The organism is Enterobacter cloacae complex sp.6700776, from assembly GCF_048284255.1.
GTDB lineage: Bacteria > Pseudomonadota > Gammaproteobacteria > Enterobacterales > Enterobacteriaceae > Enterobacter > Enterobacter intestinihominis.
In genome coordinates this window covers 166,863-185,277 of record NZ_JBLVYK010000005.1, presented here as the reverse complement: position 1 = coordinate 185,277, position 18,415 = coordinate 166,863, and the positions used below count along the sequence as shown (strand labels likewise).

Here is an 18,415-nt window from a genome sequence, read left to right as displayed (position 1 = left end):
CTATTGCCCGGTGGCGCTTTGCTTACCGGGCCTACGGTACCGTACACTTGTAGGCCGGGTAAGGCGTAGCCGCCGCCCGGCTTTTTTTACTCGTAGTAGTTATAAATCCCTGCCGCCATCACCAGCGATGACGCCACTTCGTACGCTTTTTCGCGCCCGACCAGCAGGTCAATAATCTTCAGGCCAAAATCAATGGCGGTACCCGGCCCCTGGCTGGTGAGCAGGTTAACGCGCGGATCCCAGACCACGCGTTTATCCACCCACTGGTCTTCCGGAATCGTATCCTTCAGGCCTGGGAAGCCGGTCATATTGCCGATGGGGAAAATGTCGTGCGGAACCAGTACCGTGCCTACGGCCGCACAGATTGCCGCGACGATACGCCCGGAAAGATGAAACTGACGAACGGTTTCAACCAGCAGCGGGCTGTCGCGGAAACACTCCGCGCCCTTCAGACCGCCCGGCAGCACGATAATGTCGTAATCACCGTCCGCCACCTGTACAAGCGGTGCATCTGCCAGGATCTTGACCCCACGCGAGCAGGTAATCGCCAGACTTCCGTCGCTGGCGACGCTGGCGGTGGTAACCTTAATACCACCACGTACCATCAAATCAATGGTGGTGACCGCTTCTGTCTCTTCGCTACCAGGGGCGAGGCATACCAGTGCCGATGCGCTCATACTCACTCTCCTTTCGTTTAACTAACTCAAACAGACGGCTGTTTTCCGCAACGGTAATGCCGTGAGCCCGGGCGCGTTTTAACAGATAACCGGTAATGTAATCAATTTCGGTATGCCGCATCGCCCGGACATCCTGCAACATTGAAGAGATATTTTCTGCCGTACTCTCAATGACCTGGTCGACATAATAACGTAAATCAGACTCTGAGGTGTGGTAGCCTTCGCGTTCAATAACGGCGGCAACTTCCCGGCAAATCAGCGCTAACCGATCGGGATGCTGGCGCAGATCACCGTTAGGGCAATCCAGCAGGGCAGTCAGCGGATTGATCGCGCAGTTGACCGCCAGTTTGCGCCACAGTTCTGCGCGAATGTTATTGTGCCAGGCGACGTCAGGCAGCGTGCTTTGCAGGGTATCCGCAAGATAGCTGTAATCGCCGGGCTGTTCACGCGCCGGGCCGATATGGGTGATGCCACTGGCAACATGAATAATGACGTTACCGTCGCGGCGTGCCGCGTGGGTGGTTGTTCCCATCAGCAGCGGTTGCCGGACAGACTTTAGCTCTTCAATGGTACCCATACCGTTGTGAATCAGCAGGACTGGCGTGCTTTCAGGTAATTGGGCGGCCAGGCTTTTCACCGCATCGGAGACCTGCCAGGCCTTCAGCGTGACCAGCAGCAGATCGCTGCTCGCGAGAAATTCCGGATCGTTTGCCGTCAAAGACTCGTTAAAAATTGAACCGTCTGTACCCATCACATTCACACTGCAATAGGGTTGGGGAATTCGCAGCCAGCCCTGAACGTCGTGTCCCTGTTTGCATAGCGCGCTAAGCCAGAGTTGACCAAGGGCGCCGCATCCAAGCACTGTTACTTTCATTGTTCCTCCTCACCTGCAACTGCGCCAGGTGCTAAGACGCTAAGTATAGCGCCATCAGCTAAGCTTCTCGTTATGCCTCGTTGCAGGTATTATGCAACGCAACAAAAATGAAGGGAGAAGAAAAGATGCCATCTTTCGATATTGTTTCTGAAGTTGATCTGCAGGAAGCGCGTAACGGCGTAGATAATGCTATTCGTGAAGTGGAGTCACGTTTCGATTTTCGTGGCGTTGAGGCGACCATTGAACTGAACGACGCGAACAAGACAATCAAAGTCCTGAGTGAGTCTGATTTCCAGGTCAACCAACTGCTGGATATCCTGCGCGCCAAGCTGCTCAAGCGCGGCATTGAAGGGACCTCACTTGATGTACCGGAAGATTTTGTTCACAGCGGCAAAACCTGGTTTGTAGAAGCGAAGCTGAAGCAGGGGATTGAAAGCGCGGTACAGAAAAAAATCGTTAAGCTTATCAAAGACAGTAAGCTGAAAGTGCAGGCGCAGATCCAGGGGGAAGAGATCCGCGTGACCGGAAAATCCCGTGATGACCTGCAATCCGTGATGGCGCTGGTGCGTGGTGGCGATCTCGGTCAGCCATTCCAGTTTAAAAACTTCCGCGATTAAGACAATTATGCCCGGCTAAACCGGGCATTTTTTCAGGCCTTTAGCGCCTGCTCTACCTCAAAGCGGTTAGTCACTTTGCTGTCAATTTTGACATACGCACTGCGCTCTTCCGGGACAATCAGCACTTCGCTCACGCCCTCTGTCGCTTCCAGACGCTGTTGTAACGCGTCACCGATTGCCACGTCATCGGGAATTTCTACCCGCAGGCTACTCACATAGCGCGGCTCTTTCATGGTGCTGGCAACAAACAGCCAGAGCATCGCCAGTAGCGCACCGGCGAGGAACACGGTCTGAGAATCAAAAAGACCGTCCACCCAGCCGCCGAGGGACCCGCCGATCGCCACGCCGAGAAACTGGCTGGTGGAGTAAATGCCCATCGCGGTGCCTTTGTATCCTGCCGGAGACTCTTTGCTGATAAGCGACGGCAGCAGGGCTTCCATCAGATTAAACGCCAGGAAGAACAGCTGTACGCCTGCGATCAGCTCCCAGAAATGTGGGCCGGCGCCCCACAGCACAATCTCGGCAATCAACAGTAACGCCACGCAGCCCACGAAGACGCGTTTCATTTTGCGCTTCACTTCGGCGTAAATAATGAAGGGCACAACGGAGACAAACGAGATCAGCATTGTGACCAGATAAATTTTCCAGTGCTCTGCCGCCGGGAAACCTGCTGCGGCAAGTTGACCGGGCAGGGCGACAAAGGTGGACATCAGCAGAATGTGCAGACACATAATGCCGAAGTTCAGCTTAAGCAGGCGCGGCTCGGCGATGACTTTGCTGAAGCAGCCTTTGACCATCCCGGATTCACGGTTCAGGACATGGTTTTTACTGTCCGGCACAACCCACAGCGTGAGTGCGATCCCGATGGTTGCCAGCACGGCTATCATCCAGAACAGGGCGTGCAGGCCGAGTGAATGGGTAATAATCGGCCCCAGCACCATGGCAATGGCAAACGTGACGCCGAAGCTGACGCCAATAAACGCCATGGCTTTGGTGCGGTTTTGCTCGCGGGTTAAGTCTGACAGCAGCGCCATCACGGCGGCTGCAATCGCCCCGGAACCTTGCAGGGCGCGGCCAAGAATAATTCCCCAGATGGAGTGGGAGAGGGCGGCGATGATGCTGCCAAGTACAAACACCAGCAGCCCGCCGACAATCAGCGGTTTGCGACCCACGCGGTCGGAGAGCAGGCCAAAGGGGATCTGGAATATCGCCTGCGCCAGGCCGTAGATACCGATAGCCAGACCAATCAGCGCTTCGCTGGCACCCTGTAACGCCATGCCATATGTGGTCAGAACGGGCAGGACCATAAACATGCCAAGCATCCGCAGCGAGAAAACAGTCCCTAAACCCCAGGTCGCACGCAGTTCACCTGGCGTCATTTTATAATCGTTCATTACCACCTCTACCAAAAAGCAGGCCATAGTTTAGGCGGGGTGATAAGTGCGGTAAATAGGTGTTTGTTTAAGAGATATTACGAGGGTGTGATAAAAGCACCCCCGGATAAAAAATTACGCCTCGACGCGCAACCCGTAGCTTTTAAATTTCTCAAGAACAATGGCAATTTCATCGTCACTGAGTACCGGAACGGGATCCACGATCGCCAGCGTGGCCAGGTAGAGTTTTGCCAGCACCTCTACCTCCTGCGCCAGCCACAGTGCCTTCTCAAGATTTTCTTCGCAGGTGATCAGGCCGTGGTGCTGTAATAGCGTCGCTTTGCGATCGCGTAACGCGACCGCGACATGCTCTGACAGCGCGCGCGTCCCGAAGGTCGCGTAAGGCGCGCAGGGAATGGAGTTTCCCCCGGCGGCGGCAATCATATAGTGAATAGCAGGAATGGGGCGGTTGAGTATCGAGACGGCGGTACAGTTAACCGCATGGTTATGGACGACGGCGTTAGCATCCGGGCGGGTCTGATACACAACCTGATGAAAACGCCATTCGCTGGAGGGCAGTTTATCCTCTTCGTGTCGCCCCTGTGCATCGACATAGACGATACTCTCTTCGGTCAGATGCTCGTAGGGAATTCCGGTCGGCGTAATCAGCATACCGTCGCGATAGCGAACGCTGATATTCCCGGCGGTGCCCTGATTTAATCCCATGCGGGTCATCTCAAGGCAGGTGTCGATAATGTCTCTGGCTAATCGGGCTCGTTCCATTTTTTATTCTCCGGGTACAGTTTTATTTTTACTGGCGGGAACGTTTGACCAGCTTCATATCGACTTTCGCCGTCTCGTTGACCGCTTCGCCGTCGATGGCTCGCTGCATCAGTTCAAACGCTTTTTCCGCCCAGGTATCTTCATCCTGCTGCATGGACCAGACGCTGTTAGGCAGGAACCCCAGCATGGGGTGCTCATCGAAGGTGCCAATATTGATGTGTTGAGGCACGGTACCGGTACGCGTCCGCAGGGCTTCGATTGCCCCTTCCAGGACGGGTAACGATGAGGCGATGAACGCCTGCGGAACACCCTGGCTGTCGATAAGCGAATCCATCAGGGCATATCCCCCCTCCGGCGTATTGTCCGGCCCTTCGATGACCCACTCGCGATGGTGAATACCGGCTGTTTTCAGGGCCTGCAAATAGCCGTTCAGACGGTCCGTAATGCTGGGCAGTGCGGTATCGCCCACAAGGAACCAGAGCGGCGTTTTGCACTCTTCCAGCATATTGCGGGCCAGTTCATCCCCCCCAGCCTCGTTATGACTCTCTACCAGCGCGTTGTCAGTAAAGCCAAAATCCCGGTCAAGGAGCACCAGTGGCTTTTGGATCTGCCGCAAATGATGCTGCTGATTTTCCAGCGTCGAGGGAACGATAAATAAGCCGTCCACGTTGCGCGCCATCAGAGCTTTTACCAGCTTGTTTTCGTAATCCACATCGTTGTAAGTACAGCTGATCATCAGCTGGTAACCCGAACGGCGGCAGCGCAGTTCGAGTTTCTCGGCGAGCGTTGCAAAGAACACGTTTGAGATGTTGGGCACGATGAGCCCCAGCGTCTCGGTTTTGTTTAACTTCAGACTGCGCGCCGAATGGTTGAGGGTATAGCCGAAGCGCTCGACGTGTTCATTAATTCGGGACTGTGTTTTCACACTGATCCGATACTGTTCGGCTTTCCCGCTCAGTACCAGCCGCACGGTGGTGACGGATAAATTCAGATCCTTCGCTATCTGTTCAACTGTTTTGGCCATCGCTACGCCTCAATCCTTAACGTACGTAAAAACTGCTGATAAAGCATACGCATCCTGCCATTACATTTCCTGCTGCATCAGGAGATTAAGCGCCTGTTGCTGGGTCCACAGCATCAGGTACGCCTCATATTTTTGCCGGTGGAAGGCCGCGGTTTCCGGCCGACAGGTGATGATATCGCCGGCTTTGACCATTTCCCGGGTGGCGTCGGTAAGCGTTGCCCATGCACCGCTCGCCACAGCGCCGCAAATGGCCGCGCCGAGAGTGACCGCATCTTCTTCGGCTAAAAGGTGAATATCGCAGTCTGTGGCATCGGCATACTCCCGCAGCCAGAGCCGGTTATGAGTAGCTCCACCACAAATGACAATGCGCGACAAGGTGTGCCCATGATGTTTCAGAGTATCCATAATGTGTCGTGTGCCATAGGCTATGGCCTGTAGCGTGGCCAGGTAGAGCCTCGCCAGCGCACGTTCACCGGTTTCTAATGTCAGACCGACCACGCTGCCCCGGGCATCAGGACGCGAACGCGGCGAGCGGTTGCCGTGGTGATCGGCCAGAATGTGCAGGTTGCGGGTGGGATATTTTTCTTCCTGTTCAAGCGCGGCTACCCAGTCGTTGAGTAATGCCACCGGATGGCATTGCGCCGCTTCTGCTTTTGCAAACAGCTCTGCGCTGACTCCGTGCTCGCGCAACGTCCAGTCGACCAGCGCCCCGGCAGCACTTTGCCCGCCTTCCGTCAGCCAGTAGCCCGGCAGCATGGCGCTCCAGTAAGGTCCCCAGACGCCGGGCGTATGGATCTCCGTCTGACTGGCAAGCATATGGCAGTTCGAGGTTCCGCTGATGAGCGCCAGCGTGCCTTCCGGGTGTGAGCCCGTCAGCGCCACGCCACCCGCGTGGGCATCGATCATGCCGCTTGCCACAATCACCTCTTCGGGCAACCCCAGAGCTTGCGCTGCCTGTGGGCTGAGTTTCCCGACGCATTCAGCGACGTCCAGAATAGTATCGGGAATTTTTGTCAGTAAGGTCTCCAGCCCCACCTCCCTGAGCAGCGATTCGCTGAACTGCGCCTCATGCGCAAGGTAGTTCCATTTGCAGGTGAGGGTGCACAGGCTGGCGGCGTCCTGGCCCGTCGCTTTCCAGACCAGAAAATCGGCAAGGTCGAAAAAGCGCCAGGCCTGATTCCATGTTTCAGGATGATGCCGCTGCAACCACAGCAGTTTTGGCAGTTCCATTTCAATACTCACCTCGCCGCCCACGTAGCACAAGGCCGGATCGCGTGTGGCATTGATGTGAACGGTTTCTTCGTGAGCACGATGATCCATCCACATAATGATGTCCTGCGATGCCGGACTGTCCGGGGAGACGCTCAGGCCGTTACCGTCAGCATCCAGCGCGACCAGCGAGCACGTGGCGTCGAAGCCAATCGAACGAATGGCGTCAGGTGAAATCCCAGAGGAGTCGACGGCTTCCCGCACCACCGCACAAACCTGCTGCCAGATTTCCACAGAGGATTGTTCCACGCGCGCGTTGCTGGCGTGAAACTGCGAAATCGGACGGGTCGCGAAGCTCAAACGCTCGCCTTGCGCAGAGTAAAGCCCTGCACGAACGCTGGCTGAACCTACATCTACCCCGAGGAAATAGCCGTCACTCATCATGAACTTCCTTATTTTTTACCAAACGGATGCAGCAGTTTATCAATTTCAGGCGTGTTGATATTCTGCGCATTGACATATTTCACTGGAATATCAATTTCTTTGGCCACCGTCTGTCCGGAAATCACCGCGTTCAGCGCTTTTATGCCCTGATAACCAATCTGATAGGCGTCCTGCACCACGAAGCCCTGAATCACACCGTTTTTAAGGAAGTTAATGATGGCTTCGGTGCTGTCAAAACCGATGACTTTTACTTTGCCCTTCAGATTCTGGCTGTCGATAGCGTTCGCAACGCCCAGGGTTGAGCCTTCGTTGGTGGCATAAATACCGGCGATATCCGGGTTGGCCTGAACCATATCAATGGTTTTATCCATCGCTTTTTGCGGGTCGCCATCGCTGTATTGCACCGGCAGTACCTGAATATTCGGGTACTTCTCTTTCATCCGCTCGCTGAACCCTTCAGAGCGCTCAATGGCGGACGTCGTCCCGGCTACGTGAGCGATAATACCCACTTTCCCCTTCTGGCCTACCTGCTCCGCCAGCGCATCCGCAGCCTGTGCGCCCGCCTTACGGTTATTGGTGGCGACAAAGCTGGCCGGGATATCCGAGTTCACGCCCGAGTCGAAGGTCACCACTTTGATCCCCCGGCTGTTGGCGGTTTCGACCAGCGGGGCAAGGGCGTTTGCATCAAGTGCGGCCAGCAACAGGCCGTTTGGCTTTTGTGCCATGGTGTTTTCGACTAACTGGATCTGTTCGGCAATTTGCGTTTCATCGGCAGGGCCAACGTAGCTGGTTTTGTCACCCAACTCTTTTGCGGCAGCTTCCGTTCCCATTTTGACCGTCTGCCAGAATTCGTGCTGGTAACCTTTACTGACCACCGGCAGGTTTAAATCTTTTGCCAGCGCGCTGCTGGACAGGATGGCTACGAGCGACAGGGCGCTCAGGATATGGCTGGTTTTCATTATTTTGCTCCGTTGTAGGGTTGGCAGGGCTTGTTGTATCGAGAACCTAACGCATTCTTTTACGTAACGTGTCCAGGTAGACGGCGGCAACGACGACCACGCCCATCGCCACCATCTGCCAGAACTGGGACACGCCCATGAGATTGAGGCCGTTTTTCAGCACGCTCATAATGAACGCGCCTATGATGGTGCCGCCAATCGTACCCACGCCGCCCATCAGACTGGTACCGCCGATCACTACCGCCGCGATGGCTTCCAGCTCATAACCCACGCCCACGGTTGGCTGGCCTGAGTTGAGACGAGAGGCGAGGATCACCCCGGCCACGCCGGTTAACAGGCCGCAGAAGGCGTAAACGAAAATTTTCACTCGCTGGACTTTGATCCCGGAAAGGTGTGCCGCCGTTTCATTGCTGCCGACAGCGTAGATATAGCGGCCCATCACCGTTTTCTTCAGGATCCACATGGCGATCAGTGCCACGATGACCAGGTAGAACACCGGATAAGGCAGAACGTCGAACAGGCGACCCTGTGCTAGCAGCTTGAACTGCGGGTAGTCAGAAAAATAAATCGCGCGGCCATCGGTCATCACCATATTGATGCCGCGTACCGACATCATTAAGCCGAGGGTGGCAATAAACGGTGGTATGGTCATTTTGGTGACCAGAAACGCGTTCACATAGCCGCAAAGTCCGCCTGCGAGCACGCCTGCCAGAATACAGACCGGCAACGGCATACCAAACCCGGCGGCGATGCCCACCGCAACCCCTGAGAACGCCACAACCGATCCAAGCGACAGGTCGATCCCGGCGGTAATAATCACAAAGGTCACGCCAATGGCCATGATGCCAATCACCGCCGTTTGCAGGGCGATAGTCATGATATTTTCAGTATTAAAGAAGAACGGTGAGCTGAAGCTGAAAAACAGAACCAGCAATACCAGGCTAAAAAGAGGCGCCAGACGCATCAGGAGCGCTTTATTTATTTTCATCGTATGACTTCCGCTTTGCGGCGATGGAACGGTAACGGACATGATTAATCCTCCAGCGTGGCGTATTGCATGATTTTTTCCTGGGTGGCGTGCTCAGCCGCTATTTCGCCGGCAATGCGGCCGCTGCGCATCACGAGTATGCGGTCGCACATTCCTAATACTTCCGGCAGTTCGGATGAAATCATGATGATCGATTTACCTTTAGCGACAAGGCGATTCATTAATTCGTAGATTTCCAGCTTGGCGCCAACGTCAATTCCCCGGGTTGGCTCATCAAAAATTAAAATATCGGTGTCTTTGCAGACCCAGCGGGCAATAATAATCTTCTGTTGATTACCGCCGCTTAAATTCAGTGCCGCCTGTTCCAGATGTGGCGTTTTTATTCGCAGCGTATCCACCAGTTTCTGGCTGGACTCCCGGCAGCGTTTTTCATCAACATTACCCGCGGCGCCAGCGTAGTCCGGGTAATTGCCGAGCATAATGTTCATCTCAACAGAAAGGCCGAGGGCGAGTCCCTCTTTTTTGCGGTCTTCTGTTAAATAGCTGATGCCTTTCTCAATGGCGTCAGCCACGTCTTTAATACGTGTGGGGGTGCCGTTCAGCGTCAGGGTGCCAGCGTCGATCGCATCGGCGCCAAACAGGGCCCGGCCCAGTTCAGTTCGGCCTGCGCCCATTAAGCCAGCGAGACCGAGGATCTCACCGCGCCAGAGGGTAAAGTTGATGTCATGCAGTACACCATTACGCGTCAGGCCGTTCACCTCCAGCACTTTTTCTCTGCGCTGATGCGGCGGGCGTTTTGGGTAGATGTTATCGAGATTGCGGCCAACCATCATGGCGATAAGCTCGCCGATCTGAACCGTTTCATAATCTACGGTGGCGATGTATTGTCCGTCGCGCATGACGGTCGCGCGATCGGCGATCAGCGCCAGCTCTTCCAGACGGTGCGAGATGTAGACAATCCCCGTGCCCTGAGCCTTGAGCATCCGCGTGACGTCAAACAAACTCTCGATTTCACTTTCGGTCAGCGCGGCGGTGGGTTCATCCATGATTAGCACTTTGGCATTGACCGAAATCGCTTTGGCAATTTCCACCATCTGCTGCTGGGCTACGGTTAATTCACTGACGCGGGCGTCCGGGGCGATTTTTAAATTCAGCGTGTGCAGTATTTTCTCAACCGCCTGTCGCTGGGCGCGTTTATCTAACTGCCAGCGACTATTTTTGCAGAATTCACGGCCAATAAAGATATTCTCTTCCACGGTTAAATCGGGGAAGAGATTAAATTCCTGATGGATAATCGTAATACCTGCATGCTGAGCACTTAGCGGATCGCTGAATGATACGGATTGCCCTTCATAGCGAATTTCACCGGCATCAGGTTGGTAAACACCGGATAATATTTTCATCAGCGTCGATTTGCCGGCACCGTTTTCACCTAAGAGGGCATGAACTTCGCCGCAGCGTAAATCGAAATCAACCTGATTCAGCGCCAGCACGCCGGGAAAGCGTTTGGTAATGCACGTCATCTGAATAAGAGTCTCTGACATTGCAAAATTCCTGTGTTGGAAAGGCAATGAATCACAAGCCACAGTGATTTAGTTAATAAGCTAACTCGACTTAGCTTTCGTCCTTAAAAGCTATTTTAGGGTTATAATTTAGCCAAATCATTTGTATTCAAATTGTGACGTCGTGCAAAGGTATTTTGTTATTTAATTGAATTTAAACGATATGTTTAGTTTTTGCTGAATCGTAATACCTGACGCTGATCGAATTTTGACCTCTCATCGTGAAACTGCTCACAGATCCTGCACATTTATCTTGTCTCATTTTTAGTATGAACCCTAAGCTAATTCGAGTTAGCAAATTCACCACTTTCCGTTCACGGCGCTGCCTGGGCGCTTTTTCACGGCTATGCCCCTGAGACGGATAGGTTAACCAACGTGAGGAAGGGCTATGAAAACGATAAAAGCGTTACCCCGTATTGGCATTCGACCTGTTATTGATGGCCGCCGAATGGGCGTACGCGAGTCTCTGGAAGAGCAGACCATGAACATGGCGAAAGCCACGGCGGCGCTACTCAGTGAAAAATTACGCCACCCCTGCGGTACGCCCGTTGAGTGCGTGATTGCCGATAGCTGCATTGCCGGAATGGCGGAGTCCGCCGCTTGCGAAGAGAAGTTCAGCACGTGCCACGTTGGTCTGACGATCACCGTCACCCCCTGCTGGTGTTACGGGAGTGAAACCATTGATATGGATCCGCTGCGTCCGAAAGCGATCTGGGGCTTTAACGGCACCGAGCGTCCGGGGGCAGTATATCTCGCGGCGGCACTGGCGGCGCATAACCAGAAAGGGATCCCGGCGTTTTCCATATATGGCCACGATGTACAGGATGCGGGCGACGAGACCATCCCGGTAGACGTCGAAGAAAAATTGTTGCGCTTCGCCCGCGCGGGCCTGGCGGTCGCCAGCATGAAGGGGAAAAGTTATCTGTCGGTGGGCGGCGTCTCGATGGGGATTGCGGGCTCGATTGTCGATCACAACTTCTTTGAATCCTGGCTGGGGATGAAGGTGCAGGCGGTGGATATGACCGAACTGCGTCGCCGCATCGATCATAAGATTTACGACGAGCAAGAACTTGAGCTGGCCCTGGACTGGGCGCAAGCACATTTCCGTTTCGGCGAGGATAAAAACGCGGAGCAGTATCGTCGCAATGAACAGGAGAATGCCGCGATCCTGCGGGAGAGTCTGCTCATGGCGATGTGCATCCGCGACATGATGCAGGGTAACCCAAAACTCGCTGCGATGGGCCGCGTGGAGGAATCTCTGGGCTATAACGCCATCGCGTCCGGGTTCCAGGGACAGCGCCACTGGACGGATCAGTATCCAAATGGCGATACCGCAGAGGCGCTGCTGAACAGCTCCTTTGACTGGAACGGTATTCGCCAGCCGTTGGTGGTGGCGACGGAAAATGACAGCCTGAACGGGGTAGCAATGCTGTTTGGACATCTGATGACCGGTACAGCGCAAATCTTTGCCGACGTGCGCACCTACTGGTCGCCAGAGTCGGTTGAGCGTGTTACCGGCCAGAAACTCACTGGACGGGCTGAGCACGGCATTATTCATCTGATCAACTCCGGCTCGGCGGCACTGGACGGTACAGCGGAGCAGAAAGACGCCGAGGGGAAACCGACCCTGAAACCACACTGGGACATTACTGAGCAGGAAGCCAACGCGTGCCTGGCCGCAACCCACTGGTGTCCGGCGGTGCATGAATACTTTCGCGGGGGCGGTTTCTCATCAAACTTCCTCACCCGAGGTGGCGTGCCATTTACCATGACCCGCGTAAACCTCATCAAGGGGGTGGGCCCGGTATTACAGATAGCGGAAGGCTGGAGTGTTGAGCTGCCGGAACAAGTACATGACATTCTGAATAAGCGCACCGATTCAACCTGGCCCACCACCTGGTTTGCCCCACGTCTGACCGGTAAAGGCCCGTTCAGCGACGTCTATTCAGTGATGGCGAACTGGGGCGCTAACCACGGAGTATTAACCGTCGGGCACGTCGGTGCTGATTTCATCACCCTGGCGTCCATGCTGCGCATTCCCGTGTGCATGCATAACGTACCGGAGGCGCTGATTTATCGGCCGACGGCCTGGGGCGCTCACGGTATGGATCCGGAAGGGCAGGATTACCGCGCCTGTGAAAATTACGGACCGTTATACAAACAATAAGCCGGTTTGCCAGCCTGCTCCGGCGGACTGGCAGCCTGTGGGGACCGCGATGAAAAAATGTTTTCTGGTTCTCGATTGTGGCGCGACGAACGTGCGCGCCATTGCGCTGGATCCTGAAGGGAATATTGTGGCGCGAGCCTCGGTGGCGAACGAAAGCGAAAGTGCCGCTGAAAATCCGGCCTGGCACCAGTGGTCGCTCGACGCCATCATGCAACGTTTTGCCGTCTGTTGTCAGAAAATCAGCGCAGTGCTGAGCAAGCATCAACTGTGCGGAATGAGTGTGACGACCTTTGGCGTGGATGGCGCGCTGGTAGATGAGCGCGGAGAACTGCTTTACCCGATCATCAGCTGGAAATGTCCACGAACCGTGCCGGTGATGGAAGCGGTTGCCCGTTTATGCTCCCCGGCTGAACTACAGCAGATCACCGGCGTTGGGCAGTTTAGTTTTAACACGTTGTATAAGCTAGGCTGGCTTCAGGACAAACATCCCGATCTGTTACAGCGTGCTCACGCCTGGCTTTTTATCTCCTCGCTAATCAACCATCGCCTGACCGGAAAAATGACGACCGATCTCACGATGGCCGGTACCAGTCAGATGTTCGATCTGCATCAGCGGTGCTTCAGCGAAACGATCTTAAGCAAGATCGGCGTGCCTCATTCCCTTTTCCCGCCGCTGGTTTCCCCCGGAGAGATGATGGGTGAACTGCAGCCCGACGCTGCATCCAGACTCGGATTGCCTTGCGGTGTGCCGGTGATCTCCGCCGGGCACGATACGCAGTTTGCCCTTTTTGGCGCCGGTGCGGGAATTAATGAGCCGGTTCTCTCTTCGGGAACCTGGGAGATTTTAATGGCGCGCACCTCGCAGGTTGATACCGCTTTACTGGGGCAATACCCGGGCGCGACGTGCGAACTGGATAGCCGGACGGGGCTCTATAATCCGGGAATGCAATATCTGGCGTCTGGCGTACTGGAGTGGATCCGCGCGCTGTTCTGGTCGCCTGATGTCAACTGGGACACTATTCTGGCTCAGGCGGCGGCAATTCCGTACGGGGCGGATGGCGTCACGATGAATACCCAGTTGCTCGATTCTCCGCTCGCTGGCTGGCAGGGCGTTACGCTCACCACCACGCCAGCCCATTTTTACCGCGCAGCCCTGGAAGGACTCACGGTGCATCTGCAAGAAAAACTCCAGGCGCTGGAGGCGATCGCGCAGTTTAAGGCGCGTGAACTCCTGCTGGTGGGGGGAGGTAGCCGCAATATGCTGTGGAATCAGCTCAAGTCCAATGCGCTTGGGATCCCGGTGAAGGTTCTTGAAGATGCAGATACGACCGTGCTGGGGGCGTCTTTGTACGGATGGTGGGGCGTCGGTGAAACGGCCAGCGCTGAGGCTGCTCGCGATCGGGTCCACTATCGTTACCGTTATTTCTATCCTGAGGAGCAAAGCCGTGCTTAAAACGATATCCCCACTGATTTCACCCGAGCTGCTGAAAACGCTGGCAGAGATGGGCCATGGTGACGAGATTATTTTTGCAGACGCTCACTTTCCCGCGCACAGCCTGGGGCCAAAGACGATCCGCGCAGATGGCCTGCTCATCAGCGATTTGCTGGCCGCGGTGATACCGCTGTTTGAACTCGACAGCTATGCGCCACCGCTGGTGATGATGGCCCCTGTCGACGGGGATACGCTCGATATACAGGTAGAAGCACGCTATCGCAACGCACTCTTTGGTGAGGCGGAAGGGGAGGGGATTATGCGTATTGACCGTTATGCGTTTTATGCGCGGGCACAGAAAGCGTACGCCATTGTGGTGACAGGCGAGACAGCGAAATACGGCAATATACTGTTAAAGAAAGGGGTTACGCCGTACCAATAAAAAACGCCGGGTTAAACCCGGCGTTTTCACTTCAGTCTTCTTACCAGACGTACGTCAGCAGGCTTTGTGAATCTGGCACCATGAAGTCTACGGACATCATCACGGACAGGGAGGTGATGGCGACAATCGAGAACACAAACAGCTTGCGTGCCCAGACCTTGTCATCTTCCACTTTGTAACCGCGCAGAGCCATGCCGAGCCACCAGACGCTCACCGCAGCGGCCACCACCAGATATTTATATCCGGCGTAACCGCCCAGAGAGAGCATCAGCGTTGCCACGGCAAAAGCGATGATGTACAGCGTGATGTGGTTTTTGGCAACTGAGATGCCTTTCACGACCGGCAGAACCGGAATGTTTGCTGCCTGATAATCCTTAAAGCGGAAAATCGCGATGGCGTAGGAGTGCGGCATCTGCCACAGGCTAAAGATAGCCAGCAGGATCAGCGCACCGCTGTCGAACTCGTTCGTGACGGCGCAGTAGCCAATCACCGGCGGCGCAGCGCCGGAGAGAGAACCAATCAGCGTGCCGTAGACGGAGTGGCGTTTCATATACAGGCTGTAGACGCCTACATACACCACGAACCCCATCACCCCCAGCCAGCAGGCCAGCGGGTTAGCACCAAACCACAGCAGCATAAAGCCAGCAATACCCAGCAAGGTGGCGTACACCAGCGAGACGGAAGGAGCAATCAGACCTTTAACCAGCACCCGATTTTTGGTCCTTTCCATCTTCTTGTCGATATCCATGTCGATGTAGTTGTTAAATACACAACCGGACGCAACCACCAGTGACACACCGACCAGCGTGTAAATAAAGAGGGTGTAATCAATGCTGCCTTTAGAGGCCAGCAGGAACCCTCCGATTACGGAGATCAGGTTGCCAAAGATGATGCCTGGTTTCGTGACTTGCAGGTATTGCTTAAACATACTCGCCGCTCTTAGTGAACCATCATGTTGTAGTTAAGGTTCCACATAATCCAGATGGAACCGACTACCAGGATAGCGATGATAATCACGGTAAAGATAAAGGCCGTCATGTTCCAGCCTTCATCGGACTTGGTGTTCATGTGCAGGAAGCAAACCAGATGCACCAGAATCTGAATCACCGCGGTCACCAGGATTGCGCCCAGGATAACCGGCTTAGATGCAGAACCGTTCATCACCATCCAGAACGGGATCACCGTCAGGATGATCGACAGGATGAAACCTGTCATGTAGGTTTTTACGCTGCCGTGGGAAGCGCCATGATCGTTAGAATGACTCATTACATCGCCCCCATCAGATAGACAACAGAGAACACACAGATCCATACCACGTCCAGGAAGTGCCAGAACAGGCTCAGGCACATGATACGGGTACGGTTAGTACTGGTCAGGCCGCGACGGGAGATCTGGAACATCAGCACTGCCATCCAGATCAGACCCGAGGTCACGTGCAGACCGTGGGTGCCGACCAGCGCGAAGAACGCTGACAGGAAGCCACTGCGATCCGGACCAAAGCCTTCCGCAATCAGGTGATGGAATTCATAGATTTCCATCCCGATAAAGCCAGCACCAAATAACCAGGTCAACGCCAGCCAGGAAACAACCTGGCTTTTGTTGTTTTTGTACATGGCGATAGCCGCCATGCCGTAGGTGATGGAGCTGAATAACAGCAGTGCGGTTTCAACCAGAACGAACGGCAGTTCAAAGATGTCCTTACCGGTCGGGCCGCCCGCTGTGCCGTTCACCAGAACGGCATAGGTTGCGAACAGACAGCAGAACAGGATGCAGTCGCTCATCAGGTAGATCCAGAAACCGAAGACTTTCGTCGGTCCTGTATCATGGTGCGCATGTTCATGCGCGTGGGCAGTCGAGTGCGCCAGAGTATCAGTTGCCATTTTTCAGCCCCGCTTTAGAAATCTCGTCAAAATGCTGGTTTTCCAGCTTTTCAACTTCACGGACTGGTACGTAGTAGTCCACGTCCTCGTCAAAGCTCTTCACAATCCAGCTGATTACGATGCCAGCGAAGCCAACAATCGCCATCCACCAGATGTGCCAGATCATTGCGAAACCAAATACCGTTGCGAAGGCGGCAATCACGATGCCCGCACCGCTGTTTTTCGGCATATGGATCTCTTCGTAATGTTCAGGTTGCTTGTACGCTTCACCTTTTTCTTTCATTTCCCAGAATGCGTCACGCTCATGAATGTGCGGCACTACGGCAAAGTTATAGAACGGAGGTGGAGAAGAGGTAGACCACTCCAGCGTACGGCCACCCCACGGGTCACCGGTCAGGTCGCGGTTCAGGTTACGGTCACGGATAGACACGTAGTACTGAATCAGCTGGCACAGGATACCGCAGGCAATCAGCGCGGCGCCGCCCGCTGCAATCATCAGCATCGGATGGAACTGCGGATCGATCTGCTGGCTCAGACGACGGGTCATCCCCATGAAGCCCAGCACGTACAGCGGCATAAACGCCACGAAGAAGCCGATGATCCAGAACCAGAATGCGCGTTTGCCCCATTTTTCGTTCAGGGTGAAACCGAACGCTTTTGGCCACCAGTAGGTCACACCTGCGAAGCAGCCGAAGACGACGCCGCCGATGATAACGTTATGGAAGTGCGCAATCAGGAACAGACTGTTGTGCAGGACAAAGTCAGCGCCCGGAACCGCCAGCAGCACGCCGGTCATCCCACCTACGGAGAAGGTCACGATGAAGCCGATGGTCCACAGCATCGCTGAGTGGAACTGGATACGGCCCTGGTACATGGTGAACAGCCAGTTGAAGATCTTAACCCCGGTCGGGATCGCGATAATCATAGTGGTAATACCGAAGAAGGCGTTTACGTTGGCGCCCGCACCCATGGTGAAGAAGTGGTGCAGCCAGACGATGAACGACAGGACGGTAATACACACGGTTGCCCACACCAGAGAGGTGTAACCAAACAGACGTTTACGCGAGAAGGTTGCCGCGATTTCGGAGAACACACCGAACACCGGCAGAACCAGGATGTACACTTCCGGGTGACCCCAGGCCCAAATCAGGTTGATGTACATCATCATGTTGCCACCCATATCATTCGTGAAGAAATGGGTACCCAGATAGCGATCCAGGGTCAGCAGCGCGATGGTGACGGTCAGAATTGGGAACGACGCGATAATCAGGACGTTGGCGCACAGAGATGCCCAGGTAAATACTGGCATCTTGAACATCGTCATACCTGGTGCACGCATCTTCAGGATGGTCACGAAGAAGTTAATACCGGTCAGGGTGGTACCGACACCGGAGAGCTGAAGCGCCCAAATCCAGTAGTCAACGCCCACGCCCGGACTGTACTCAATTCCCGAAAGTGGCGGGTAGGCCAGCCAGCCGGTCTGAGCAAATTCGCCCACACCCAGTGACAGGTTAACCAGGATAACGCCGACAACGGTGAACCAGAAGCTCAGGTTGTTCAGGAACGGGAACGCAACGTCGCGCGCGCCGATTTGCAGCGGAACGACAACGTTCATCAGACCGATTACCAGCGGCATCGCCACGAAGAAGATCATGATAACGCCGTGAGCGGTAAAGATCTGATCGTAGTGGTGCGGTGGCAGGAATCCGGCTTCGCCCGCAGACGCAAGCGCCTGCTGGCTACGCATCATGATTGCATCCGCAAAGCCACGAATTAACATGACGATACCGACGATGCAGTACATGATGCCGAGTTTTTTGTGGTCAACCGAAGTCAGCCACTCGTTCCACAGGTAGCTCCACTTACCGAAGTAAGTGATCAGGCCAACTAAGGCCGCGCCACCAATGATAATTGCAGCAATCGTAACCATGATAATGGGTTCATGGTACGGCACCGCATCCAATGTCAATTTTCCGAACATTTT

At 54.8% G+C, this 18,415-nt stretch carries 17 protein-coding genes; 4 read left to right on the top strand and 13 right to left on the bottom strand.

Going from position 1 to position 18,415, the window contains the following annotated elements; translation table 11 throughout:
- Positions 1-86: 86 nt before the first annotated feature.
- Positions 87-677, bottom strand: a complete 591-nt coding sequence (gene yajL, locus ACNQ0T_RS10615) for a protein deglycase YajL (RefSeq protein ID WP_417930015.1) — start codon at positions 675-677, stop codon at positions 87-89.
- Positions 640-1,551: a 2-dehydropantoate 2-reductase gene (gene panE, locus ACNQ0T_RS10610; protein ID WP_046620560.1), complete on the bottom strand. Its 912-nt coding sequence runs from the start codon at positions 1,549-1,551 to the stop codon at positions 640-642. Before panE ends, yajL begins: the two co-directional genes overlap by 38 nt.
- A 125-nt stretch (positions 1,552-1,676) precedes the next feature.
- Between panE and ACNQ0T_RS10605 the strand changes: the two genes are divergently transcribed.
- Positions 1,677-2,168 carry a YajQ family cyclic di-GMP-binding protein gene (locus tag ACNQ0T_RS10605; protein ID WP_022647233.1) on the top strand — a complete coding sequence of 164 codons (492 nt, stop codon included), beginning with the start codon at positions 1,677-1,679 and terminating at the stop codon, positions 2,166-2,168.
- Between the two features lie 32 nt (positions 2,169-2,200).
- Here ACNQ0T_RS10605 and ACNQ0T_RS10600 read toward each other — a convergent pair whose 3' ends face one another.
- From ACNQ0T_RS10600 to ACNQ0T_RS10570, 7 genes are all read right to left on the bottom strand, one after another.
- Positions 2,201-3,562: an MFS transporter gene (locus ACNQ0T_RS10600; protein WP_022647234.1), complete on the bottom strand. Its 1,362-nt coding sequence runs from the start codon at positions 3,560-3,562 to the stop codon at positions 2,201-2,203.
- Positions 3,563-3,676: 114 nt separating this feature from the next.
- Positions 3,677-4,324: an L-fuculose-phosphate aldolase gene (fucA, locus tag ACNQ0T_RS10595; protein WP_017383181.1), complete on the bottom strand. Its 648-nt coding sequence runs from the start codon at positions 4,322-4,324 to the stop codon at positions 3,677-3,679.
- A 28-nt stretch (positions 4,325-4,352) separates the two neighbouring features.
- Positions 4,353-5,348, bottom strand: a complete 996-nt coding sequence (locus ACNQ0T_RS10590; protein ID WP_023299444.1) for a LacI family DNA-binding transcriptional regulator — start codon at positions 5,346-5,348, stop codon at positions 4,353-4,355.
- A 60-nt stretch (positions 5,349-5,408) separates the two neighbouring features.
- Positions 5,409-6,998 carry an FGGY-family carbohydrate kinase gene (locus tag ACNQ0T_RS10585; protein WP_063853685.1) on the bottom strand — a complete coding sequence of 530 codons (1,590 nt, stop codon included), beginning with the start codon at positions 6,996-6,998 and terminating at the stop codon, positions 5,409-5,411.
- An 11-nt stretch (positions 6,999-7,009) separates the two neighbouring features.
- The gene (locus ACNQ0T_RS10580) at positions 7,010-7,960 is read right to left on the bottom strand and encodes an ABC transporter substrate-binding protein (protein WP_000858088.1); all 951 of its coding nucleotides are present in this window, start codon (positions 7,958-7,960) and stop codon (positions 7,010-7,012) included.
- 46 nt (positions 7,961-8,006) lie between these two features.
- Positions 8,007-8,990 carry an ABC transporter permease gene (locus tag ACNQ0T_RS10575; RefSeq protein WP_022647237.1) on the bottom strand — a complete coding sequence of 328 codons (984 nt, stop codon included), beginning with the start codon at positions 8,988-8,990 and terminating at the stop codon, positions 8,007-8,009.
- 2 nt (positions 8,991-8,992) lie between these two features.
- Positions 8,993-10,492, bottom strand: a complete 1,500-nt coding sequence (locus ACNQ0T_RS10570; RefSeq protein ID WP_063149157.1) for a sugar ABC transporter ATP-binding protein — start codon at positions 10,490-10,492, stop codon at positions 8,993-8,995.
- A gap of 406 nt (positions 10,493-10,898) precedes the next feature.
- Here ACNQ0T_RS10570 and fucI point away from each other — a divergent pair, with 406 nt between their 5' ends.
- From fucI to fucU, 3 genes are read left to right on the top strand one after another with little or no spacing between them, the layout of a single operon-like run.
- Positions 10,899-12,677 (top strand): L-fucose isomerase, encoded by a 1,779-nt coding sequence (gene fucI, locus ACNQ0T_RS10565; protein WP_417930013.1) that lies wholly within the window; start codon positions 10,899-10,901, stop codon positions 12,675-12,677.
- Positions 12,678-12,726: 49 nt separating this feature from the next.
- A complete protein-coding gene (fucK, locus tag ACNQ0T_RS10560; RefSeq protein ID WP_275062214.1) occupies positions 12,727-14,130 on the top strand; it encodes an L-fuculokinase in 1,404 nt (467 codons plus the stop codon).
- Positions 14,123-14,551 carry an L-fucose mutarotase gene (fucU, locus tag ACNQ0T_RS10555; RefSeq protein WP_023299449.1) on the top strand — a complete coding sequence of 143 codons (429 nt, stop codon included), beginning with the start codon at positions 14,123-14,125 and terminating at the stop codon, positions 14,549-14,551. The genes fucK and fucU overlap by 8 nt, the downstream gene beginning before the upstream one ends.
- 40 nt (positions 14,552-14,591) lie before the next feature.
- Here the strand turns inward: fucU and cyoE are convergent, their stop codons facing one another.
- Genes cyoE through cyoB form a run of 4 tightly spaced genes read right to left on the bottom strand, consistent with a single transcriptional unit; the run spans position 14,592 to position 18,412 of the window.
- The gene (cyoE, locus tag ACNQ0T_RS10550) at positions 14,592-15,479 is read right to left on the bottom strand and encodes a heme o synthase (protein ID WP_022647242.1); all 888 of its coding nucleotides are present in this window, start codon (positions 15,477-15,479) and stop codon (positions 14,592-14,594) included.
- Between the two features lie 11 nt (positions 15,480-15,490).
- Entirely contained in the window at positions 15,491-15,817 is a 327-nt protein-coding gene (locus ACNQ0T_RS10545) for a cytochrome o ubiquinol oxidase subunit IV (protein WP_006809888.1), read from the bottom strand.
- The gene (locus tag ACNQ0T_RS10540; RefSeq protein ID WP_022647243.1) at positions 15,817-16,431 is read right to left on the bottom strand and encodes a cytochrome o ubiquinol oxidase subunit III; all 615 of its coding nucleotides are present in this window, start codon (positions 16,429-16,431) and stop codon (positions 15,817-15,819) included. The genes ACNQ0T_RS10545 and ACNQ0T_RS10540 overlap by 1 nt, the downstream gene beginning before the upstream one ends.
- Entirely contained in the window at positions 16,421-18,412 is a 1,992-nt protein-coding gene (gene cyoB / locus ACNQ0T_RS10535; RefSeq protein ID WP_006809887.1) for a cytochrome o ubiquinol oxidase subunit I, read from the bottom strand. The genes ACNQ0T_RS10540 and cyoB overlap by 11 nt, the downstream gene beginning before the upstream one ends.
- Positions 18,413-18,415: the final 3 nt, after the last annotated feature.